The 20,983-nt window shown below is 63.1% G+C and carries 21 protein-coding genes; 13 read left to right on the top strand and 8 right to left on the bottom strand.

The window, feature by feature from the left end; all coding sequences use genetic code 11:
- Window positions 1–73: 73 nt before the first annotated feature.
- Together AC2T3R_RS20895 and ygfZ are read right to left on the bottom strand one after the other, a co-directional pair.
- Complete coding sequence (locus AC2T3R_RS20895) at window positions 74–880, bottom strand: HDOD domain-containing protein (protein WP_015271603.1); 807 nt, start codon at window positions 878–880, stop codon at window positions 74–76.
- Between the two features lie 55 nt (window positions 881–935).
- Window positions 936–1,877 (bottom strand): CAF17-like 4Fe-4S cluster assembly/insertion protein YgfZ, encoded by a 942-nt coding sequence (gene ygfZ, locus AC2T3R_RS20890; RefSeq protein ID WP_410951783.1) that lies wholly within the window; start codon window positions 1,875–1,877, stop codon window positions 936–938.
- Between the two features lie 133 nt (window positions 1,878–2,010).
- Here ygfZ and AC2T3R_RS20885 point away from each other — a divergent pair, with 133 nt between their 5' ends.
- Together AC2T3R_RS20885 and AC2T3R_RS20880 are read left to right on the top strand one after the other, a co-directional pair.
- Window positions 2,011–2,265 carry an FAD assembly factor SdhE gene (locus AC2T3R_RS20885; protein WP_003252043.1) on the top strand — a complete coding sequence of 85 codons (255 nt, stop codon included), beginning with the start codon at window positions 2,011–2,013 and terminating at the stop codon, window positions 2,263–2,265.
- Window positions 2,249–2,713 (top strand): protein YgfX, encoded by a 465-nt coding sequence (locus AC2T3R_RS20880; protein WP_410951782.1) that lies wholly within the window; start codon window positions 2,249–2,251, stop codon window positions 2,711–2,713. Before AC2T3R_RS20885 ends, AC2T3R_RS20880 begins: the two co-directional genes overlap by 17 nt.
- A 291-nt stretch (window positions 2,714–3,004) precedes the next feature.
- On the opposite strand, the gene nadB is transcribed toward AC2T3R_RS20880, so the two are convergent.
- Complete coding sequence (gene nadB / locus AC2T3R_RS20875) at window positions 3,005–4,609, bottom strand: L-aspartate oxidase (RefSeq protein ID WP_013974000.1); 1,605 nt, start codon at window positions 4,607–4,609, stop codon at window positions 3,005–3,007.
- 434 nt (window positions 4,610–5,043) lie between these two features.
- On the opposite strand from nadB, the gene rpoE reads away from it, so the two are divergent.
- The 4 genes from rpoE (at window position 5,044) to AC2T3R_RS20855 (ending at window position 8,845) form a co-directional block, all read left to right on the top strand.
- Window positions 5,044–5,625 (top strand): RNA polymerase sigma factor RpoE/AlgU, encoded by a 582-nt coding sequence (rpoE, locus tag AC2T3R_RS20870; RefSeq protein ID WP_003252049.1) that lies wholly within the window; start codon window positions 5,044–5,046, stop codon window positions 5,623–5,625.
- 31 nt (window positions 5,626–5,656) lie between these two features.
- Window positions 5,657–6,247 (top strand): sigma-E factor negative regulatory protein, encoded by a 591-nt coding sequence (locus AC2T3R_RS20865; RefSeq protein WP_015271600.1) that lies wholly within the window; start codon window positions 5,657–5,659, stop codon window positions 6,245–6,247.
- Window positions 6,248–6,259: 12 nt separating this feature from the next.
- Window positions 6,260–7,222, top strand: a complete 963-nt coding sequence (locus AC2T3R_RS20860; protein ID WP_410951781.1) for a MucB/RseB C-terminal domain-containing protein — start codon at window positions 6,260–6,262, stop codon at window positions 7,220–7,222.
- 222 nt (window positions 7,223–7,444) lie between these two features.
- On the top strand, window positions 7,445–8,845 hold the full coding sequence (locus AC2T3R_RS20855; RefSeq protein ID WP_370290353.1) for a DegQ family serine endoprotease: 1,401 nt from the start codon (window positions 7,445–7,447) through the stop codon (window positions 8,843–8,845).
- Window positions 8,846–8,924: 79 nt separating this feature from the next.
- Here the strand turns inward: AC2T3R_RS20855 and AC2T3R_RS20850 are convergent, their stop codons facing one another.
- A complete protein-coding gene (locus tag AC2T3R_RS20850) occupies window positions 8,925–10,118 on the bottom strand; it encodes a hypothetical protein (RefSeq protein WP_486744208.1) in 1,194 nt (397 codons plus the stop codon).
- 202 nt (window positions 10,119–10,320) lie between these two features.
- Between AC2T3R_RS20850 and lepA the strand changes: the two genes are divergently transcribed.
- The 6 genes from lepA to pdxJ all read left to right on the top strand — a co-directional run bounded on the left by lepA (window position 10,321) and on the right by pdxJ (window position 16,364).
- Window positions 10,321–12,120 (top strand): translation elongation factor 4, encoded by a 1,800-nt coding sequence (gene lepA / locus AC2T3R_RS20845; RefSeq protein WP_013973995.1) that lies wholly within the window; start codon window positions 10,321–10,323, stop codon window positions 12,118–12,120.
- Window positions 12,121–12,125: 5 nt separating this feature from the next.
- On the top strand, window positions 12,126–12,980 hold the full coding sequence (lepB, locus tag AC2T3R_RS20840) for a signal peptidase I (protein ID WP_003258486.1): 855 nt from the start codon (window positions 12,126–12,128) through the stop codon (window positions 12,978–12,980).
- A 161-nt stretch (window positions 12,981–13,141) separates the two neighbouring features.
- Entirely contained in the window at window positions 13,142–13,831 is a 690-nt protein-coding gene (gene rnc, locus AC2T3R_RS20835) for a ribonuclease III (protein WP_003258487.1), read from the top strand.
- Window positions 13,824–14,726: a GTPase Era gene (gene era, locus AC2T3R_RS20830; RefSeq protein WP_015271595.1), complete on the top strand. Its 903-nt coding sequence runs from the start codon at window positions 13,824–13,826 to the stop codon at window positions 14,724–14,726. The genes rnc and era overlap by 8 nt, the downstream gene beginning before the upstream one ends.
- A 170-nt stretch (window positions 14,727–14,896) precedes the next feature.
- Window positions 14,897–15,580 (top strand): DNA repair protein RecO, encoded by a 684-nt coding sequence (recO, locus tag AC2T3R_RS20825; RefSeq protein ID WP_015271594.1) that lies wholly within the window; start codon window positions 14,897–14,899, stop codon window positions 15,578–15,580.
- Between the two features lie 61 nt (window positions 15,581–15,641).
- A complete protein-coding gene (pdxJ, locus tag AC2T3R_RS20820; protein ID WP_153670549.1) occupies window positions 15,642–16,364 on the top strand; it encodes a pyridoxine 5'-phosphate synthase in 723 nt (240 codons plus the stop codon).
- Window positions 16,365–16,491: 127 nt separating this feature from the next.
- Here the strand turns inward: pdxJ and AC2T3R_RS20815 are convergent, their stop codons facing one another.
- Together AC2T3R_RS20815 and AC2T3R_RS20810 are read right to left on the bottom strand one after the other, a co-directional pair.
- On the bottom strand, window positions 16,492–17,874 hold the full coding sequence (locus AC2T3R_RS20815; RefSeq protein WP_486744207.1) for a heavy metal sensor histidine kinase: 1,383 nt from the start codon (window positions 17,872–17,874) through the stop codon (window positions 16,492–16,494).
- Window positions 17,871–18,545, bottom strand: coding sequence for a heavy metal response regulator transcription factor (locus AC2T3R_RS20810; protein WP_003258489.1), 675 nt, complete (start codon window positions 18,543–18,545; stop codon window positions 17,871–17,873). The genes AC2T3R_RS20815 and AC2T3R_RS20810 overlap by 4 nt, the downstream gene beginning before the upstream one ends.
- A gap of 349 nt (window positions 18,546–18,894) precedes the next feature.
- On the opposite strand from AC2T3R_RS20810, the gene AC2T3R_RS20805 reads away from it, so the two are divergent.
- Window positions 18,895–19,098: a hypothetical protein gene (locus tag AC2T3R_RS20805; protein WP_061550369.1), complete on the top strand. Its 204-nt coding sequence runs from the start codon at window positions 18,895–18,897 to the stop codon at window positions 19,096–19,098.
- Window positions 19,099–19,167: 69 nt separating this feature from the next.
- On the opposite strand, the gene cmoB is transcribed toward AC2T3R_RS20805, so the two are convergent.
- Both cmoB and cmoA read right to left on the bottom strand, forming a co-directional pair.
- Window positions 19,168–20,124, bottom strand: coding sequence for a tRNA 5-methoxyuridine(34)/uridine 5-oxyacetic acid(34) synthase CmoB (gene cmoB / locus AC2T3R_RS20800; RefSeq protein ID WP_486744206.1), 957 nt, complete (start codon window positions 20,122–20,124; stop codon window positions 19,168–19,170).
- Window positions 20,121–20,864, bottom strand: a complete 744-nt coding sequence (gene cmoA, locus AC2T3R_RS20795) for a carboxy-S-adenosyl-L-methionine synthase CmoA (protein ID WP_015271589.1) — start codon at window positions 20,862–20,864, stop codon at window positions 20,121–20,123. The genes cmoB and cmoA overlap by 4 nt, the downstream gene beginning before the upstream one ends.
- Window positions 20,865–20,983 lie beyond the last annotated feature (119 nt).

The following is a 20,983-nucleotide window of genomic DNA, read 5'->3' as shown; positions in this document are numbered from 1 at the left end:
CAGCCTTCAGCAGCGGCGCGGTCCCTGTAGGAGCGGGTTTACCCGCGAAGAGGGCCGAACAGGCTGACACCGGTCAGCGCAACATGCTCCGCGCCTCGATCAGTTCACCCACTTCCAGCTCGGTGCCGTACGGCAGGCCCAGATGGCGGTATGCCGGCAGTGCCGCCAGCGGCCGGTGGCGCCCGCGCTGGCTGATGCAGCGGGCGATCTGCACGATGTCGATGTAGTCGATCTTGTCAGTCTGCCGGTCCAGGTCCTGCACCTGGCTCGGCAGGTTGACCAGTTGCTCCGGAAACTCCCAGGCCTTGAGGATCTTGTCGCCCAGCACGGGCTGTATCTGCTCGATCACATAATGCAGGCACACCGGGTCGGACAGCAGTTCGTTGTGCTCTTCGGCATAGATCAGCACCGGCAGTGCGCCAATCTGGTTGACCAGCCCGCCGAGGGTGGCCTGGTCGGGCTTGAGCTGTGTAAAGCGGCGGCAGATTTCGTAGCTGATGCCCGCCACATCCAGGCTGTTGGCCCAGATATCACGTAACTTCTGTTCCACTGCCGGCGCCCGGGCGTGGAAAATCTGCTCGATCACCAGGCCAATGGCCAGGTTGCAGCTGTAGTTGATGCCCAGCCGCGTGATGGCGGTGTGCAGGTCGGTGACCTCGACCGCCGCGCGCAGCAGTGGGCTGTTGACGACTTTGATCAGGCGCGCTGAAAGGGCCGCATCGCGACCGATCACCTTGCTCAGGGCCGCTACGCTGATCTCGCTGTCTTCCGCCGCCTCGCGGATGCTCAAGGCAACCTCGGGCAGGGTCGGCAGGACCAGGTCATCCTTTTCGATGGCATCGAGCAACTGTGCTTGAACCATCTCGGCCAGCTTGTTCATGGGCGTGTCTACCGCAGTGGTGGTGCGGCCCCGCCATGTAGGCGGGGCAGGCTGGTCAGCGCTGGATTTCCCGATCGCGGTCCAGTTCGTAGGGCAGGGTCAACACCTGCAGGCGTGGGCCTTCGAGGCTGCCCAGGTGCAGGTTGTCGTCTTCCACCGCTTCGGCGCTGAGCACCGCGAGCAGTTCGCAGCCTGTGCCGTTGCTGGCAGCAATGACCACTTCACCGACCGACGAACCATGGGTGGGCGAGAAGATCTCGACGCCCGGGACCGGAGTGGCCTGCTGGTCCAGTGCCAGGCGGTACTGGCGGCGCTTGAGCTTGCCCAGGTACTGCATGCGGGCAACGATTTCCTGACCGGTGTAGCAGCCCTTCTTGAAGCTGACGCCGTCGACGGCCTGCAGGTTGATCATCTGCGGGATGAACAGCTCGCGGGTCGGCCCCATTACCTGGCCGATCCCGGCGCGAATCTGCCCCAGCAGCCAGTCGTCCAGGCTGCCTTCGGGCAGCGCGGTGGCCAGCGCCTGGCGAACGCGGTCGGCGTTGTCTGCCGGTACCCACAGTTCCACGCGGTCGGCGGACACGGCGATGGCGATCAACCCGTCGTGGCGCACGGTGCTACCGGCTGCCGCAGGCACATCGAGCCCCAGGGCCTGCAGCGCCGCATCGCCGCCTTGCAGGCCGAAGCGTGCCCAGGCAGCGCTTTCATCGGTCAGCGTGGCCTTGGAGAACACGGCGTACTTCTTGAGGTCGGCCAGCTGGGCGTCGAGCAGCTCGCTGGCCATGGCCAGCAGGTAGCCGTTGCCTTCGGGCAGGATGCGGAAACTCGACTGCATGCGCCCCTTGACCATGCAGCGGGCGCCGAGGCTGGCGTGTTCCGGGCTGAGGTAGTTGATGTTGCAGGTCAGCTGGCCTTGCAGGAACTTGCCTGCATCGGAGCCGCGGACGGCGAGGATGCCCTCGTGGGACAGGGGGCAGAAGAAAGCGGAATCGGCCATGGGTCATCGCGGTGGCTAAAGACTGGCGGCCATCATAGAACGCCGGTAACAAAATAGGTAGTTGACTAGACCAACGCCCGGTGTCGCTTCGCTCGCCTGGCTGTATACTGGCGGGCCATTCGAGGAGGGCCCCATGGTCGAACAAACTGAACTCAACCGGCTTTTCTGGCACAGCCGCCGCGGCATGCTGGAACTGGACGTACTGCTGGTGCCTTTCACCCAGGAAGTCTACCCCACGCTCAACGAAACCGACCGCGAACTCTACGTGCGTCTGTTGAGCTGCGAGGATCAGGACATGTTCGGCTGGTTCATGGAGCGCACCGAGTCCGAGGATCCGGAGCTGCAGCGCATGGTCCGCATCATCCTGGACCGTGTCCAGCCCAAGTGAGTGCTTCGAGTGCCGCTGGCAAGGCTCGCGCCTGCTGCTGGCGGTCTACCTGGGTTGCCAGGTACTGGCGTGGTTCGCCGTATGGGCGAGCCCGCTGCCCGGGTGGTCGGCCCTTGCAGTTGTCGCCGCCTGTATTGCCCACGCTGGCTGGGCCATTCCCCGACGTATTCTGCTGACGCATGAGCATGCCGTTGTCGGCCTGCGCCGTGATGTGCGCGGCTGGCAGGTGTTCAGCCGTGCCCGTGGCTGGCAGCCGGTGCGCTTGTGCCGGGACAGCGTGGCGTTGCCGGCGCTGGTGGTGTTGCGCTTTGTGCGGGCGGGGCGCTGGTTGGGGGATAGCCAATGCGTGCCACGGGATGCGCTGGGGGCTGATGAGCACAGGCGCTTGCGGGTGCGGTTGAAATTCAGCCGGCGCAGGTGGGCAGGGGTGGGGGCGAGTCAGGGCTGACAGGTGTTCGTCGTGGCAGCTTCAGCGCCTGCGAGATCGAGCGCCGCCCGCGCGGCGCTTCGCAGCACAAGGCTGCTCCTACCGTTTGTTTCGGGCCAGTTATTCCTGTGAGCGCGGCACGCGGCCCCTGGCGTACGCCTCGATATCGTGTCGGGCAAACAAGGCGGTCGCGTGCGCAGGCACAGGCGTTACTGGCCCGAAACAGATGTAGGAGCAGCCTTGTGCTGCGAAGCGCCGCGCGGGCGGCGCTCGATCTCGCAGGCGCTGAAATTGCCGCGCCAGGGGCCGGACTTAGATCGGGCTGAGAATGGTGTCCTTGGCCTCGTCCAGCATCCCCGGGTAATCCAGGGTGTAATGCAGTCCGCGGCTTTCCTTGCGCTGCATGGCCGACAGGATCATCAACTCGGCCACCTGCGCCAGGTTGCGCAATTCGATCAGGTCGCGGCTGACCTTGTAGTTGCTGTAGAACTCGTCGATTTCGTCCAGCAGCAGGCGAATGCGGTGCTGCGCTCGCTGCAGGCGCTTGCTGGTGCGCACGATGCCGACGTAGTCCCACATGAAGCGCCGCAGTTCGTCCCAGTTGTGCGCAATGATCACGTCCTCGTCCGAGTCGGTGACCTGGCTGGCGTCCCAGCCGGGCAAGGCCTTGGGCATGGTCACCTCATCCAGGTGCGCCTGGATGTCGGCGGCGGCGGCACGGCCATAGACGAAGCATTCCAGCAGCGAGTTGCTGGCCATGCGGTTGGCGCCGTGCAGGCCGGTGAAGCTGGTTTCGCCAATGGCATACAGGCCCGGCACGTCGGTGTGGCCGCGGTCGTCGACCATCACCCCTCCGCAGGTGTAGTGCGCCGCTGGCACCACCGGGATCGGCTGACGGGTGATGTCGATGCCGAAGGCCAGGCAGCGCTCGTACACGGTGGGAAAGTGGCTCTTGATGAAGTCGACCGGCTTGTGGGTGATATCCAGGTATACGCAGTCCACGCCCAGGCGCTTCATCTCGTGGTCGATGGCGCGGGCCACGATGTCGCGCGGCGCCAGTTCTTCGCGCGGGTCGAAACGTGGCATGAAGCGTTCGCCATTGGGCAGGCGCAGCAGGGCACCTTCGCCACGCAGGGCTTCGGTGATCAGGAAGCTCTTGGCCTGTGGGTGGTACAGGCAAGTCGGGTGAAACTGGTTGAACTCCAGGTTCGCCACCCGGCAGCCAGCCCGCCAAGCCATGGCGATGCCGTCGCCGCAGGCACCGTCGGGATTGCTGGTATACAGGTACACCTTGGCCGCACCGCCAGTGGCCAGCACGGTGAAGCGCGCACCGAAGGTGTCCACCTCGCCGGTGTTGCGGTCGAGCACGTAGGCACCCAGGCAGCGCTCGCCGGGCAGGCCGAGGCGGCGTTCGGTGATCAGGTCGACCGCCACGCGTTGCTCCAGCAACTGGATATTCGGGCGTTTGCGGGCCTGCTCCAGCAGCGTGGTGAAGATGGCTGCGCCGGTGGCGTCGGCGGCGTGGATGATGCGCCGGTGGCTATGGCCGCCTTCGCGGGTCAGGTGGAACTCAAAGCCGCCGTCGTCGACGCTGTAGTGCTCGTCGCGGGTAAAGGGCACGCCTTGCTCGATCAGCCACTCGATGGCCTCGCGGCTGTGCTCGACGGTAAAGCGCACGGCGTCTTCATGGCAAAGGCCGCCGCCGGCATTGAGGGTGTCCTCGACATGCGACTGCACGGTATCGGTATTGTCCAGCACCGCCGCGACACCGCCCTGGGCCCAGAAGGTCGAGCCGTTGGCCAGGTCGCCCTTGCTGAGTACGGCGACTCGAAGGTGGCTGGGGAGGTTCAGTGCCAGGCTGAGACCGGCGGCACCGCTGCCGATCACCAGGACATCATGTTGGAATTGTTGGCTCATGTCGGGACACTAGTATTCTTTGGAAGGGGCGCGGCACAATAGTCACGCGCCGATGGCATTGTGAAACTATCGTAAAAGCTGGCCGGGTTGCCTTTATAGCAGCCCCGGGTGGCCAATTTCCATGCCACTTGCCTGGTCGCGACAACCTTTGTGGGAACTTTCCGACATGGCCGGAAATCCTATGAAGGCTGCCCACGCGCCACAACTTGCCGCGGCGACGCAGGGCGGCAGGCCTGTCCGGGCTGTCCCTGCGTACTCGAAACCTGATTATCGACGTAGCCGGCCGTGACCGTGCCGCGTCTTTCGTGCAAGCCGACCAAGGGCTGCAGGAAACTTGCTTGGAGGGGAGAACTTTTGCGCAAAGCCCGAGTCTATGGTTGCAAGCCTGAACGATGGCTGATGCAACGCTCCTTCGAGTTCACTGAGGAGTGTTCATGCTAACCCAGGAAGAGGATCAGCAGCTTGTCGAGCGCGTTCAGCGTGGTGACAGGCGAGCGTTCGATCTGTTGGTGCTGAAGTATCAGCACAAGATTCTCGGGTTGATCGTGCGGTTCGTTCACGACACCCACGAGGCCCAGGATGTAGCACAGGAAGCCTTCATCAAGGCCTACCGTGCGCTTGGCAACTTCCGCGGAGACAGTGCGTTCTATACGTGGCTGTACCGCATCGCCATCAACACGGCGAAGAATTACCTGGTGTCCCGTGGAAGACGGCCGCCAGACAGTGATGTGAGCTCCGAGGATGCGGAGTTTTACGACGGCGATCATGGTCTCAAGGATCTCGAGTCCCCAGAGCGCTCGTTGTTGCGGGATGAAATCGAAGGCACTGTCCATCGCACCATCCAGCAACTGCCTGAAGACCTGCGCACGGCGCTGACCCTGCGCGAGTTCGACGGGCTGAGTTACGAAGACATTGCCAGTGTCATGCAATGTCCGGTGGGTACCGTGCGCTCTCGAATCTTCCGCGCTCGGGAGGCAATAGACAAAGCCCTGCAACCTTTGCTGCAGGAAACCTGAGACAGCGGCGACAGCCAAGAGAGGAACCGCCATGAGTCGTGAAGCTTTGCAGGAATCGCTGTCCGCGGTGATGGATAACGAAGCGGACGAGCTTGAACTGCGTCGTGTGTTGAACGCCGTAGATGATGCTGAAACCCGTGCCACCTGGTCGCGTTACCAGGTTGCCCGCGCAGCCATGCACAAGGAGCTGCTGCTGCCTAACCTGGATATCGCCTCGGCGGTGTCTGCAGCGCTGGCTGACGAAGCCGTGCCGGCCAAGGTCAAGAAAGGGCCATGGCGCAGCATTGGCCGCCTGGCGGTAGCTGCCTCGGTCACCGTAGCGGTGCTGGCCGGTGTGCGCATGTACAACCAGGACGAGATCACTGGCGCCGAGCTTGCTGCCCAGCAACCTGCCCAGCAAGGCCTGAGTGTGCCACAAGCACAAGGCCCTGCCGTTTTGGCAGGCTATAGTGAGAGCAGTGAGCAACCGACCGGGCCGATGGCCAACGGCGTGCTGCAGAACCAGGCCGGCTGGGATCAGCGTCTGCCAGGCTACCTGCGCCAGCATGCCCAGGAATCTGCGCTCAAGGGCACTGAAACCGCATTGCCGTATGCCCGCGCCGCCAGCCTGGAAAACCGTTAAGTAAGGAGGATCATGCGCGCGCTACCTCTCCTGTCGCTGCTGATTGGCAGCTGCGTGACGGTGCCAGCATTGGCGGCCAATTCTTCGCCCGAGGCGAGCGAGTGGCTGAGCAAGCTGGCACAGGCCGAGCAAAAGCAGAGCTACCAAGGCTCTTTTGTCTACGAACGGAACGGCAGTTTCTCTTCCCACGAGATCTGGCACAGGGTCGACGACGGCAAGGTCAGCGAGCGGCTGTTGCAGCTCGATGGTGCCGCTCAGGAGATCGTGCGCGTGGATGGCAAGGTGGAGTGCGTCAGCGGGGCCTTGGTCAGTGGAGTGACGACGCCCCCGAACACTACGCAGCGTGTACTTGATCCGCTGAAACTGATGGGCTGGTATGACTTGAGCGTGGCGGGCAGGTCGCGGGTCGCCGGGCGCGATGCCGTGATCGTGACGCTCACCCCGCGCGACCAGCACCGCTATGCCTTCGAATTGCACCTGGACCGCACTACCGGCCTGCCGCTGCGCTCGTTGATGATCAACGACAAGGGGCAGTTGCTGGAGCGCTTCCAGATGACCCGTCTCGATACTGGCGCACCCAGCGATGATGACCTGCGCGCCAGTGCTGCATGCAAGCCGGTGCAGCATGTGGCTGCTGCCGCCAATGACAAGGTCGCCGGGTGGCGTTCGGACTGGCTGCCGCCCGGCTTCGAGCTGGTCAACAGCTCGGTACGCCGCGACCCCAAGAATGACAGCACGGTCAGCAGCCTGATGTATGACGATGGCCTGGCGCGCTTCTCGGTGTTCCTCGAGCCGGTAAAGGATGAGGGCGGGACCGACATGCGCACCCAGCTTGGCCCGACCTCGGCGGTCTCGCGTCGGCTGAACACGCCCAAAGGCAAGGTCATGGTCACTGTGGTCGGCGAGATTCCGCTGGGTACCGCAGAGCGTGTGGCGCTGTCGATGCGCCCCCAGGATGGCCAGGCGCGCCAGTGATGGCGTGCATTTGCGGGCATGGCGTGCAGGCCATGCCAAGGCGTGCGGACATGCCGCTGAAATGAAATTAAAGCATTGTCATTTGCAATCCATCGGCAAATTTTCTATAGGTCAGGCTTCTAGGAGTCTGGCCTTTCCTGTTTTGTGCAGGGGCCTTTCTAAACTACCGCTCGTTGTGACGGGAGCCGTATGTCAATACCACGCTTGAAATCCTACCTATCGATGTTCGCCGCCGTGCTGATGCTCGGCCAGGTGCTCAGCGCCCAGGCCGAGGAAGCCCTGCCGGACTTCACTACCCTGGTCGAGCAGGCCTCGCCAGCCGTGGTCAACATCAGTACCAAGCAGAAACTGCCGGACCGCCGCATGGCCGCCGGGCAGATGCCCGACCTGGAAGGCCTGCCGCCGATGTTCCGCGAGTTCTTCGAGCGCAACATGCCGCAGCAACCGCGCTCTCCGCGTGGCGACCGCCAGCGCGAGGCCCAGTCGCTGGGTTCGGGCTTCATCATTTCCAGTGATGGCTACGTACTGACCAACAACCACGTGGTAGCCGATGCCGACGAGATCATCGTCCGCCTGTCGGACCGCAGCGAGCTGCAGGCCAAACTGGTCGGCACCGACCCGCGCACCGACGTGGCCCTGCTCAAGGTCGAGGGCAAGAACCTGCCGACCGTCAAGCTGGGTGATTCCGAGAAGCTCAAGGTGGGCGAGTGGGTGCTGGCCATCGGTTCGCCGTTCGGCTTTGACCATTCGGTGACCAAAGGTATCGTCAGTGCCAAGGGCCGTACCCTGCCCAATGACACCTACGTACCGTTCATCCAGACGGACGTGGCCATCAACCCCGGCAACTCCGGCGGCCCGCTGTTCAACATGAATGGCGAAGTAGTGGGTATCAACTCGCAGATATTCACCCGCTCCGGTGGTTTCATGGGCCTTTCGTTCGCCATCCCGATCGATGTGGCGATCGATGTCTCCAATCAGCTGAAGAAAGACGGCAAGGTCAGCCGCGGCTGGCTGGGCGTGGTGATCCAGGAGGTCAACAAGGACCTGGCTGAGTCGTTCGGCCTGGACAAGCCGGCCGGTGCCCTGGTGGCCCAGGTGCTGGAAAACGGCCCTGCAGCCAAGGGCGGCCTGCAGGTGGGTGACGTGATCCTGAGCATGAACGGCCAGCCGATCATCATGTCGGCCGACCTGCCGCATCTGGTCGGCAGCCTCAAGGATGGCGAAAAGGCCAAGCTGGAGATCATCCGCAACGGCAAGCGCCAGAACCTCGACATCAGCGTTGGCGCACTGCCCGACGAAGACGCTGACATCGGTACCGGCGCCGAAGGCAGCGCCGAGCGTAGCAGCAACCGCCTGGGCGTCTCGGTTGCCGACCTGACCGCCGAACAGAAGAAAGCCCTCGAACTCAAGGGTGGTGTGGTCATCAAGGAAGTTCAGGATGGCCCGGCCGCGATGATCGGCCTGCGTCCGGGTGATGTGATCAGTCACCTGAACAACCAGGCTATCGGTTCGGCCAAGGAATTCACCGAAATCGCCAAGGAACTGCCGAAGAACCGTTCGGTGTCGATGCGTGTGCTGCGTCAGGGTCGTGCCAGCTTCATTACCTTCAAGCTGGCTGAATAAGGTGTAGTTGCCTTCGCAGGCATTGTCCGGCTTGACAAGCCCGGTGCGTGAGCGCCGGGCTTTGTCATTCAGGGGGGGCTCAGTTGAAAATGGACATCAACGTGCCGAGGTATCCAGCAACTGCGGTTGAGTTGAAACCGATCACAGTGCGCTGCCCGTTGTCCAGGCAAGTCATGGCATCGGGAATGCCGACAAGATCATTGATCGGTCGGAAGGATGTATCAATGGAGCCATCCGCAAGATAGCGACGGTTTTCCAGGCTCCTGCCCAGGCCGAACGCAAACAGCCGATGTTGCCCATCGATGGCCACTGCACACCAATCTGTAAGACCTGAGTCGTCCAGGATCGGTGCACCGCCGTTAAATGTCGGGTCCTTCGCGCCACTGGCATCGAACTGCCAGAGCAATGCTTGTGATGAATTGTCTCCGGTTGTCGCTTTACCGGCGACCAGCAGCTGTCCTTCCGGCCTGGCTAGCAGCGCGTTGAGTTCGGTAGCGAAACCCGCAGCCCGGAAATACACTGTGCCGCCTTCACCGAAGGTTGAATCCAGCTCGCCGTCGTGGCGGTAGCGAGCGAGAAAGCTTTCTGCGGGCTGCCCCTGCTGCGAGCGGGTTCCGCTGACCACGAACCCGTCAGGCAACTGAACGATTCCGGCGACAGCAATTTGGCCTGCGTCCGGTAGAATATCGATGAATTCCTGAAGCCCTGCTGCTGGCTGGCCGGAGTGTTCCCGCAGGTACACCCTGGCCATCGTGGAACGCGCGCCTTGAGCCTTTTGGAGGTTCAGGGAAACCATGAGGTATGGCCCATCGCTTGTAAGGCGACCGCTACCAATCACCATGCCCATATCCGGCGGCACGCTCAGGAGCTGGTGTTCACCTCCTCGGCCATCGCGGTCGTAACAGGTGAGCCTGGGCTTTGCCAGCAGGTTCGAGGTAGGGGCACTCCATCCCAGCACTGTGAAGCGTTGGTCAGCCAGTACCGTTAGCGCTTCAGTCGATGCATGCTCGTCAATCACGTAACGGCCAACGATCACGCCGCCCTGTGCAAAGTCGTTGTCAACTGAACCGTTTGCGGTAAAGCGGGTCAGGGCAAAATGACGCCCCCCGGAGGAGTCAAAGGCAAGCGCGCTGACAAGCAGGCTGCTCCCTTGTAGCGCCATGCCAGTCAGGTTTCGGCCTATTGAAGCGCCATGGAACGAAGGGAGCTCGGCCCTGCCATTCATTCCAAATGCAGGGTCGTAATCCCCCGGTGTCATGTGTTGTTCGGGCATGCTGGTCACCTTGGTCGAGAGATTTGCAAGGATGGTCGACTCCCGATGCGGTGAGTACTGGCAGAAATGTCAGGTAGCACCTCTGTCAGGCAACCGTGTTCACCAACGGCCGGATGGCGTGGCGGCCTGCTGCGGCTTAAGGTACAATTCCCGGCTATTTTTCGGCGGGCGTCCGGCTCGCAGCCTTTTCGAGTGTTGACCCGTGAGTGATTTGAGTCATATCCGCAATTTCTCCATCATCGCCCACATCGACCATGGCAAGTCGACGCTGGCCGACCGTTTCATCCAGATGTGCGGTGGCCTGTCGGCACGCGAGATGGAAGCCCAGGTGCTCGATTCCATGGACCTGGAGCGTGAGCGCGGTATCACCATCAAGGCCCACAGCGTCACGCTCAACTACAAGGCGCAGGACGGCAAGGTCTACCAGCTGAACTTCATCGATACTCCTGGCCACGTCGACTTCACCTACGAAGTCTCGCGTTCGCTGGCGGCCTGTGAGGGCGCGCTGCTGGTGGTGGATGCCGGCCAGGGCGTCGAGGCCCAGTCCGTGGCCAACTGCTATACCGCCATCGAGCAGGGCCTTGAGGTCATGCCGGTACTGAACAAGATGGACCTGCCCCAGGCCGATCCGGATCGCGTCAAGGACGAGATCGAGAAGATCATCGGCATCGACGCCACCGACGCCGTGGCCTGCAGCGCCAAGAGTGGCATGGGCGTGGACGAGGTGCTCGAGCGCCTGGTGCAGACCATTCCCGCGCCGGAAGGCGATATCGAGGCGCCGCTGCAGGCGCTGATCATCGACTCTTGGTTCGACAACTACCTGGGTGTGGTCTCGCTGGTGCGCGTGCGACACGGTCGCGTCAAGAAAGGCGACAAGATCCTGGTCAAGTCCACCGGCAAGGTGCACCTGGTCGACAGCGTGGGCGTGTTTACCCCGAAGCACACCCAGACCGCCGACCTGAAGGCCGGCGAAGTGGGCTTCATCATCGCCAGCATCAAGGACATCCACGGTGCCCCGGTCGGTGACACCCTGACCCTGTCCGCGACCCCTGAGGTCGAAGTGCTGCCAGGCTTCAAGAAGATTCAGCCGCAGGTCTACGCCGGTCTGTTCCCGGTCAGCTCCGACGACTTCGAGGACTTCCGCGATGCGCTGCAGAAGCTGACCCTGAACGACTCGTCGCTGCAATACATGCCGGAAAGCTCCGACGCCCTGGGCTTCGGCTTCCGTTGCGGCTTCCTCGGCATGCTGCACATGGAGATCATCCAGGAGCGCCTGGAGCGCGAATACGACCTGGACCTGATCACCACCGCGCCAAGTGTGATCTATGAGCTGGAACTGAAAACCGGCGAGACCATCACCGTCGACAACCCGTCGAAGCTGCCGGACGTCTCGGCGGTCGCCGATTTCCGCGAGCCGATCGTCACCGCCACCATCCTGGTGCCGCAGGAGCACCTGGGCAACGTCATCACCCTGTGCATCGAGAAGCGTGGCGTGCAGCGCGACATGCAGTTCCTCGGTAGCCAGGTGCAGGTGCGCTACGACCTGCCGATGAACGAAGTGGTGCTGGACTTCTTCGACCGCCTCAAGTCCACCAGCCGCGGCTATGCTTCGCTGGACTATCATTTCGATCGCTACCAGTCGGCCAATCTGGTCAAGCTGGACGTACTGATCAACGGCGACAAGGTCGATGCCCTGGCATTGATCGTGCACCGCGACAACGCGGCCTACAAGGGCCGTGCGTTGACCGAAAAGATGAAGGAACTGATCCCTCGGCAGATGTTCGACGTGGCGATCCAGGCAGCTATCGGCGGCCAGATCATTGCACGGACAACCGTCAAGGCGCTCAGAAAGAACGTACTGGCCAAGTGCTACGGTGGCGACGTCAGCCGTAAGAAGAAGCTGCTGGAGAAGCAGAAGGCCGGTAAGAAACGCATGAAACAGGTGGGTAACGTGGAAATTCCACAGGAAGCCTTCCTCGCCGTGCTCAGGTTGGATAGCTAGGTCCTATGTCGCTAAATTTCCCGCTGTTGCTAGTCATCGCCGTCTTCGTCTGCGGCCTGCTGGGCTTGATCGACCTGCTGTTCCTGGCCCCGCGCCGGCGTGCGGCAATCGCCAACTACCAGGGCAGCGTCAGCCAGCCCGAGATGGCGGTGGTCGAGCGCCTGGGCAAGGAGCCGTTGCTGGTCGAGTACGGCAAGTCGTTCTTCCCGGTGCTGTTCATCGTGCTGGTGCTGCGTTCGTTCCTGGTCGAGCCGTTCCAGATCCCTTCGGGGTCGATGAAACCGACCCTGGAAGTGGGCGACTTCATCCTGGTGAACAAGTTCTCGTACGGCATTCGCTTGCCGGTGATCGACAAGAAGGTCATCGAGGTGGGTGACCCGCAACGCGGTGATGTGATGGTGTTCCGCTACCCGAGCGACCCGAACGTCAACTACATCAAGCGTGTGGTCGGCCTGCCGGGCGACCAGGTGCGCTACACCAGCGACAAGCGGTTGTTCGTCAACGGCCAGCCGATTGCCGAACAACTGGTGGGCACCGAGCCGGGCACTTTGGGCAGCGCCGAGCTGTACAAGGAAAAGCTCGGCGAGGCCGAACACCTGATTCGCAAGGAAATGAGCCGTTATCGCATGCCGCCGGACCAGCAATGGACCGTGCCGGCAGGCCATTACTTCATGATGGGCGACAACCGCGACAACTCCAACGACAGCCGTTACTGGGATGACCCGAACATCCCGAAGGAACTGCACGGCATGGTTCCGGACCGGAACATCGTCGGCAAGGCCTTCGCGGTGTGGATGAGCTGGCCAGAGCCCAAGCTCAGCCACCTGCCCAACCTGTCGCGGGTCGGTCTGATCCATTGATACCCATCGGCGCTGGCCTGCAGGCAGCGCCGAATGCATTTCTGACATAGGCTGTGTTCTCAGGGATTGGGAGATTCGTCGCACATCGCGGCGGGCCACAGCCAAACAGTCTTTCAGGATGTTGATTTGAACAACGCGTTGAACAACGAACGGGTGGCTGCATGAGTGCTCCCCTTGCCCGTCTGGAGCGAAAGCTCGGTTATACCTTCAAGAACCAGGACCAGATGCTCCTGGCACTGACCCATCGCAGCTACGCCGGGCGCAACAATGAGCGCCTGGAGTTTCTCGGTGACGCCATTCTCAACTTCGTCGCCGGCGAAGCGCTGTTCGAGCGCTTCCCGCAGGCCCGCGAAGGCCAGCTGTCGCGCTTGCGCGCGCGCCTGGTCAAGGGTGAGACCCTGGCCCGCCTGGCCCGTGGTTTCGACCTGGGCGATCACCTGCGCCTGGGCTCGGGGGAGCTCAAGAGCGGTGGCTTCCGCCGCGAGTCGATCCTGGCCGACGCCCTGGAGGCGCTGATTGGCGCTATCTACCTGGACGCCGACATGGAAACGGCCCGGGAGCGCGTGCTGGCCTGGCTGGCCGATGAATTCGAAGGCCTGACCCTGGTTGATACCAACAAGGACCCGAAAACCCGCCTGCAGGAGTTCCTGCAGTCGCGCAGCTGTGAGCTGCCGCGTTACGAAGTGGTGGATATCCAGGGCGAACCGCACTGCCGGACCTTCTTCGTCGAATGCGAAGTGGTGCTGCTGAACAACAAGAGCCGTGGCCAGGGCGTTAGCCGGCGTATCGCCGAGCAAGTCGCCGCCGCGTCTGCACTGATCGCCCTGGGCGTGGAGAATGGCAATGACTGATAGCAACCCGACCCGCTGCGGCTACGTGGCCATTGTCGGCCGCCCGAACGTGGGCAAGTCGACCCTGCTCAACCACATCCTCGGCCAGAAGCTGGCGATCACCTCGCGCAAGCCGCAGACCACCCGCCACAACATGCTCGGCATCAAGACCGAGGGTGACGTGCAGGCGATCTACGTCGATACCCCCGGTATGCACAAGGCCAATGACAAGGCCTTGAACCGCTACATGAACCGCAATGCCTCGGCGGCCCTGAAGGACGTCGACGTGGTGATCTTCGTGGTCGACCGCACCAAATGGACCGACGAGGACCAACTGGTGCTGGAGCGCGTGCAGTACGTGACGGGCCCACTGATCATCGCGGTCAACAAGACCGACCGCATGGAAGAGAAGGCCGAACTGATCCCGCACCTGCAATGGCTCCAGGAGCAGTTGCCGAACGCCGAAGTGATGCCTATCTCCGCGCAACAGGGGCACAACCTGCAGGCGCTGGAAGCACAGATCGCCAAGCACCTGCCCGAGAACGAGCACTTCTTCCCCGAAGATCAGATCACCGACCGCAGCAGCCGCTTCCTGGCCGCCGAACTGGTGCGCGAAAAGATCATGCGCCAGCTGGGTGCGGAATTGCCGTACCAGATCACCGTGGAAATTGAAGAATTCAAGCAGCAGGGCCACGTGCTGCACATCCACGCGCTGATCCTGGTCGAGCGCGATGGCCAGAAGAAGATCATCATTGGCGACAAGGGCGAGCGCATCAAGCGCATCGGCTCCGAGGCGCGCAAGGACATGGAGGTGCTGTTCGACTCCAAGGTCATGCTCAACCTGTGGGTCAAGGTGAAAGGCGGCTGGTCCGATGACGAGCGCGCCCTCCGCTCGCTGGGCTACGGCGACCTCTAAGCAATACTATTGGGGCCGCGGTGCGGCCCATCGCCGGCAAGCCGGCTCCCACCCCGATCGCATCGACTTCAAGCCATGCGCCGTACCTGTGGGAGCTGGCTTGCCGGCGATGGGCTGCAGAGCAGCCCCAATATGCAGTTTACCGAGCCACAGGGAGCCAGTGATCTTCCATGGAACAACCTGTCGGCCAGCCAGCCTACGTGCTGCACAGCCGCGCCTACAAGGAAACCAGCGCGCTGGTGGACTTCTTCACCCCGCAGGGCCGCATGCGTGCCGTGCTGCGCCGTGCGCGTGGCAAGGGTGGCAGCCTGGTGCGGCCGTTCGTGCCGCTGGAACTGGAGCTGCGCGGGCGTGGCGAGCTGAAGAATGTCGGGCGCATGGACAGCGCTGGCATCGCCGCCTGGCTGCATGGCGATGCCCTGTTCAGCGGGTTGTACCTCAACGAACTGCTCATGCGCCTGCTGCCCGCCGAAGCGCCATTCCCGGCGCTGTTCGAGCACTACACCCTGACCTTGCAGGCCTTGGCCGCCGGTCGCCCGCTGGAGCCGCTGCTGCGCTCCTTCGAATGGCGGCTGCTGGACGAGCTCGGTTACGCGTTTTCGTTGCACCACGACGTCAATGACCAGGCGATCGCGGTCGATGGCCTGTACCGCTTGCGTGTGGATGCCGGCCTGGAGCGGGTCGAGCTGGTGCAACCCGGGCTGTTCCGCGGCACCGAACTGCTGGCCCTGGCCGAAGCCGACTGGGATGCGCCAGGTGCCTTGCTCGCTGCCAAGCGCCTGATGCGCCAGGCACTGGCGGTTCATCTGGGGGCAAAACCGCTGGTCAGCCGGGAACTGTTTCGCAAGCGCTGATCACGACGTATGCTGTGGGGCTCAATCTTCAGGAGAGCCTTTCGTGACTCACAGCAACCGCATGCTTCTCGGCGTAAACATCGACCACGTGGCGACCCTGCGCCAGGCCCGGGGCACGCGTTACCCCGATCCGGTCAAGGCTGCCCTGGATGCCGAGGAAGCGGGCGCCGATGGCATCACCGTGCATCTGCGTGAAGACCGTCGGCACATCCAGGAGCGTGATGTGGTGCTGCTGAAGGACGTGCTGCAGACGCGCATGAACTTCGAGATGGGCGTCACCGAAGAGATGATGGCCTTTGCCGAGAAGATCCGACCGGCGCACATCTGCCTGGTACCCGAAACCCGTCAGGAACTGACCACCGAAGGCGGCCTTGACGTGGCGGGCCAGGAGGCACGGATCAAGGCTGCGGTTGAGCGGCTGTCGCGTACCGGTGCCGAAGTGTCGCTGTTCATCGATGCCGACGAGCGGCAGATCGAGGCGTCGCGTCGCGTTGGTGCGCCTGCCATCGAACTGCACACCGGGCGTTACGCCGATGCCGAAACCCCGACCGAAGTGGCCGAGGAGCTCAAGCGTATCGTCGATGGCGTGGCGTTTGGCGTGGGGCAGGGGTTGATCGTCAATGCTGGCCACGGGCTGCACTACCACAACGTGGAGGCGGTGGCGGCGATCAAGGGCATCAATGAGCTGAACATCGGTCATGCGCTGGTGGCGCATGCGCTGTTCGTCGGCTTCAAGGCCGCTGTGGCCGAGATGAAGGCGCTGATCGTGGCGGCTTCGCGCTAATCGTTGGTCGCCTGTACCGGCCTCTTCGCGGGCTTGCCCGCTCCCACAGGGATTGCACAAGCTTCGAGGCCTGTGGGGTACCTGTGGGAGCGGGCAAGCCCGCGAAGAGGCCGGTGCAGGCAGCCGATCACTCGGCAGGAAACACCAGGGTAAACCGGGTAGGCCCCAAGGGGCTGCTGCTGACCTCGACCCGCCCGCCATGCAACTGCATGATCGATTTCACGATCGCCAGCCCCAACCCGGTCCCTCCCTCCAGCCGCGAGCGCCCCGAGCCCACCCGGTAAAATCGCTCGAACAAGCGCGACTGGTGCTCTTCAGCAATACCAGGCCCCTGGTTATCCACCGAAAGCCGAACTTCGCTGCCCACGCGCTCGATACGTAGTTCCACAGGCTTGTCATCGGGGCAGTGCCGAATGGCATTGCTCAACAGGTTCGACAGTGCCCGCTGAAACATCAGCCGATCACCCTGCGCCGTCCCCCAGCCTTGCACACGCAACTCAACCCCTTTCAGCTCGGCACTGAACGCAAACAGCTCGACAACCCGCGCCGTCTCGTCGGCCAATGCCATGGGCTTGAGCGCGACCTGGGCCTGGGGTTGGCTGACCTGGGCGAGAAACAGCATGTCATTGATGATGCGGTTGAGCCGGGTCAGTTCTTCGATGCTGTCTTCCAGCACTTCGCGGTAATTCGCGTTGTCCCGTTCGCGGGCCAGCGTCACTTGCGCCTTGCCCATCAGGTTACTCAACGGTGTGCGCAGTTCATGGGCCAGATCATCGGAGAACTGCGACAGCTGGCTGACGCCCTGATCGAGGCGGTCGAGCATCACGTTGATGCTGCTGGCCAGCTCTGCCAGCTCCAGCGGCAGGCCGGTAGCGGGAAGGCGATGTTGCAGGTCCTGGGCCGACACCCGCCCGGCGATGCGCCGGAAGTGCCGCAGTGGCCTCAGGCCGCGCTGCATCAGCCACCAGGCACCGGCCCCGATCAGCAACAGCAGTAACGGCAGCGCGAGCAACGTGGAGTGCAGGTAGGCCTGCAGCAGGGCGTTGTCGTCGGCGCGGTTGAGCGACATCATCACCTTCACCGGGGTATCGTCGCGCAGGCGCATCAGCCGGGTCACGGTGAGTATCTGGTTGTCATTGCTGTCGCGCCACGCATGAAAGGCCAGGCGCGTATCGGTGCGCAGCTCGCCTACCTGTGATTCCAGCGCCGGCCCGAGGCTGAGCAGGTGCGGGTGGCGGCCTTCGAGAGCCAGCACGCTGAGGCTGAGGTTATCGTGCCCCATCACCAGGTCGAGCAAGGGATGGGCGCGGCTGCCCAGGTCTTCGCTACGCAGGTCGACGCGCAGGTTGTGCTCGACCTGCAGCATCTTGCGCGCCAGGTCCTTGCGTGCGCGGCTGTCCAGTTCGTGATCGAGGGCGAACACGGCCAGGCAGGCCAGCAGCAGTACCAGTGCGGCGCCCATCAGCGTCACGCTCAGGCCCAGGCGCAGTGACAGGCTGGCGTTTTTCAAAAGCGTGCCTCGAGCACGTAGCCGACGCCACGCAGGGTATGGATCAGCTTGTTGTCGAACGGGTCGTCGATCTTGGCCCGCAGGCGCCGGATCGAAACCTCGACCACATTGGTGTCGCAGTCGAAGTTCATGTCCCACACCAGCGAGATGATCTGGGTGCGCGACAGCACCTCGCCGGTCTGACGCATCAGCAGGTGCAGCAGGGCGAATTCCTTGGCGGTCAGGTCGATACGCTGCCCGGCGCGGTAGGCACGGTGGCGGCCGGGGTCCAGCTCCAGATCGGCAACGCGCAGGGTGCTGGGCTGCAGTTGCTGGTCGTTGCGGCGTAGCAGGCTGCGGATACGGGCGAGCAGTTCCGGAAACTCGAAGGGCTTGAGCAGGTAATCGTCGGCACCCAGGTCCAGGCCCTTGACCCGGTCGGCCAGGCGGCCATGGGCGGTCAGCATCATGATGCGCGTGGCCGATTCGGCGCGCAGCCGCTGCAGCACGGTCCAGCCATCGAGCTCGGGCAGGTTGACGTCGAGGATGACCAGGTCGTAGGGCTGCTGGCGGGCCAGGTGCAGGCCATCGGTGCCGGTGTGGGCGCAGTCGACCACGTAGCCGTTCTCGCGCAGGCCCTGCTGCAGGTAGTCGGCGGTGCGCAGTTCGTCCTCGATGATCAGTAGACGCATGGGTGGGCTCGGTGTGTTGAAAGGGGGCGATTCTCGACCCTGTAGTGGCATCAGGGTCAAGGCGTGGGATGTTACGGCATGAGTAAGGGCGCGCGGCGCAGATAACGGATTTGTAATCCTGGTGTTATCTGGCTGTCTGTTCGGGCCCTATCGCCGGCAAGCCAGCTCCCACAGGATCACCACAGGTCTTGAAAACTGTGCAGTACCTGTGGGAGCTGGCTTGCCGGCGATAGGGCCCGAACAGGCAAAACAAGGCCACATTGCAAGACTGTAATCCCCGCCTCACCTTGCCGTTAGCTGGCCCTCGCTAGGATGGCCGCATCTGATCGGTTATCACGAGGCAACCACGATGAACCTGACCAAATACCTGCTGTTGGCCACCCTTGCCCTGGGCAGCGCCAGTGTTCACGCCGAGGGCGGTGCGGAACGTTCGAAACAATTCTGGCAAGCGTTCCGCGAAGACCAGCAGCGCCTGTACGGCGACAAGCAACAGGCCGTCGCAGAGCGTGAGCGCAAGGCACAGGAGAAGGCCCGCGAGTTGGCCAAGGATTGAGGTAACAACACCTGCGCCGCGACAGCTCCTCGGCGCAGGTATATTCAGGCGCCCAACCGGGCGCCTTTTTCATTTGCGTGCCAGCAGGGTGGCGCGGCGTGGAGCCGGCAGGCCTTCGATGGTCTTGCTGTGGTCGTTCGGGTCAAGGAAGTCGCCCAACGACTGGTAGCGCATCCACTCGGTGCTGCGCTGTTCCTCGACGCTGGTCACGCTCACGTCGACGCATCGCACATCGCTGAAACCGGCGCGGCGCAACCAGCGCTCCAAGGCCGGTACCGACGGCAGGTACCAGACGTTGCGCATCTGTGCATAGCGGTCCTCAGGTACCAGCACCTGGTTTTCGTCACCCTCGATCACCAGGGTTTCCAGCACCAGTTCCCCGCCTTTTACCAGGCAGTCCTTCAGCGCCAACAGGTGCTCGATGGGCGAGCGGCGGTGATAGAACACCCCCATGGAAAACACCGTGTCGAAACCTTCAAGGTTGGCCGGCAGGTCTTCCAGGGCGAACGGCAGGTGCCAGGCGGGCAGCTCTGGCAGGTATTGCTGGACGGCCTGGAACTGGCAGAAGAACAGCCAGTTGGGATCGACGCCAATCACCATGTCGGCACCGGCACCGAGCATGCGCCACTGGTAGTAGCCGTTGCCGCAGCCCACGTCGAGCACGCACTTGCCCTTGAGGTCCAGGTGCGGGCCAACCCGCGACCATTTCCAGTCCGAACGCCATTCGGTGTCCACATGCACGCCGAACAGGTCGAAGGGGCCTTTGCGCCAAGGCGACAGGCCCATCAGTGCCTGATGCATCTGCGCGCGGGTCGCGTCATCGCAATCGCAGTCCAGGCGCAGCCCGTTGACCAGGTCGACTTCGCTCGGCTGCAGGGCGGGCAGGGCTTCCAGCGCACCGCGCCAGCGGTCGAGGTCACCATGGCCCTTCTCCAGCTTGGCTTCCAGTTGCGCTTGCAGGCCTTGCGACCAGGAAGCCAAGGGCGTGCCCGCCAGGCGGCGGACGAGGGGGGACAGATCGATCATGGCAGGGCAATCAACGAGGCGAAGTTAAGGCATTGGAACCAGGGCACCACCTTCGAGAAACCGGCTGCGCGCAGGCGCGCCTGGTGGGCTTCGAGGGTGTCGGGCTTCATCACGTTCTCGATGGCGCTGCGCTTCTGGGCAATTTCCAGTTCGCTGTAGCCATTGGCACGTTTGAAGTCCAGGTGCAGTTCATTGAGCAGGTCTTGCTGTTCCGCATCGGCGAAGCGCAGTTTTTCCGAGAGGATCAGCGCACCACCGGGCAAAAGCGCCTGGCGGATGCGGCCAAGCAGTTCCAGACGCTGGTCGGGGGCGACGAATTGCAGGGTGAAGTTCATCGCCACCACCGAGGCGGGCTCGAATGGCAGGGCCAGGATGTCGGCTTCCAGCACCTGCACCGGCAGCAGTTCCTGGAACATCGAGTCCTGGGCAGTGAGGTACTGGCGGCAACGCTCGACCATCGCCGCGGAGTTGTCCACGGCAATCACCCGGCAGCCATCACTGCGCACATGGCGGCGCAGCGACTGGGTAACGGCACCCAACGAGGCACCGAGGTCGTACAACGCGGTGTGCGGCTGGGCGAAGCGCGCGGCCAGCACGCCGAGGTTCTCGACGATGGTCGGGTAGCCTGGCACCGAGCGCTTGATCATGTCCGGGAACACGCGCACCACATCCTCGTTGAAGGCGAAGTCGGGCACTTGCTCCAGGGGCTGGGCGAAAAGGCGGTCGGGTTGTTTGCTCACGGGAGGGCTCGATACAGGGTGAAACGGAGACGCATTTTAGCCAAAGGCCGCGATTCTTGCCATGGCGGCGCTCAAGGGGCGGGGCGCCGAGGGGCCTCTGCCCCTAACAAGTGGCCGTT

Source organism: Pseudomonas sp. PVC-5-1 (genome assembly GCF_057444345.1).
The sequence above is the reverse complement of the archived record's forward strand: the minus strand, read 5'-3'. Positions and strand labels throughout refer to the sequence as shown.

Bases quoted from the DNA above. Each gene is read 5' to 3' on its own strand.
- AC2T3R_RS20895 (WP_015271603.1), bottom strand. From the start codon at position 880: ATGAACAAGCTGGCCGAGATGGTTCAAGCACAGTTGCTCGATGCCATC.
- ygfZ (WP_410951783.1), bottom strand. From the start codon at position 1,877: ATGGCCGATTCCGCTTTCTTCTGCCCCCTGTCCCACGAGGGCATCCTC.
- AC2T3R_RS20885 (WP_003252043.1), top strand. From the start codon at position 2,011: ATGGTCGAACAAACTGAACTCAACCGGCTTTTCTGGCACAGCCGCCGC.
- nadB (WP_013974000.1), bottom strand. From the start codon at position 4,609: ATGAGCCAACAATTCCAACATGATGTCCTGGTGATCGGCAGCGGTGCC.
- rpoE (WP_003252049.1), top strand. From the start codon at position 5,044: ATGCTAACCCAGGAAGAGGATCAGCAGCTTGTCGAGCGCGTTCAGCGT.
- AC2T3R_RS20865 (WP_015271600.1), top strand. From the start codon at position 5,657: ATGAGTCGTGAAGCTTTGCAGGAATCGCTGTCCGCGGTGATGGATAAC.
- AC2T3R_RS20860 (WP_410951781.1), top strand. From the start codon at position 6,260: ATGCGCGCGCTACCTCTCCTGTCGCTGCTGATTGGCAGCTGCGTGACG.
- AC2T3R_RS20855 (WP_370290353.1), top strand. From the start codon at position 7,445: ATGTTCGCCGCCGTGCTGATGCTCGGCCAGGTGCTCAGCGCCCAGGCC.
- AC2T3R_RS20850 (WP_486744208.1), bottom strand. From the start codon at position 10,118: ATGCCCGAACAACACATGACACCGGGGGATTACGACCCTGCATTTGGA.
- lepB (WP_003258486.1), top strand. From the start codon at position 12,126: ATGTCGCTAAATTTCCCGCTGTTGCTAGTCATCGCCGTCTTCGTCTGC.
- rnc (WP_003258487.1), top strand. From the start codon at position 13,142: ATGAGTGCTCCCCTTGCCCGTCTGGAGCGAAAGCTCGGTTATACCTTC.
- era (WP_015271595.1), top strand. From the start codon at position 13,824: ATGACTGATAGCAACCCGACCCGCTGCGGCTACGTGGCCATTGTCGGC.
- recO (WP_015271594.1), top strand. From the start codon at position 14,897: ATGGAACAACCTGTCGGCCAGCCAGCCTACGTGCTGCACAGCCGCGCC.
- pdxJ (WP_153670549.1), top strand. From the start codon at position 15,642: ATGCTTCTCGGCGTAAACATCGACCACGTGGCGACCCTGCGCCAGGCC.
- AC2T3R_RS20810 (WP_003258489.1), bottom strand. From the start codon at position 18,545: ATGCGTCTACTGATCATCGAGGACGAACTGCGCACCGCCGACTACCTG.
- AC2T3R_RS20805 (WP_061550369.1), top strand. From the start codon at position 18,895: ATGAACCTGACCAAATACCTGCTGTTGGCCACCCTTGCCCTGGGCAGC.
- cmoB (WP_486744206.1), bottom strand. From the start codon at position 20,124: ATGATCGATCTGTCCCCCCTCGTCCGCCGCCTGGCGGGCACGCCCTTG.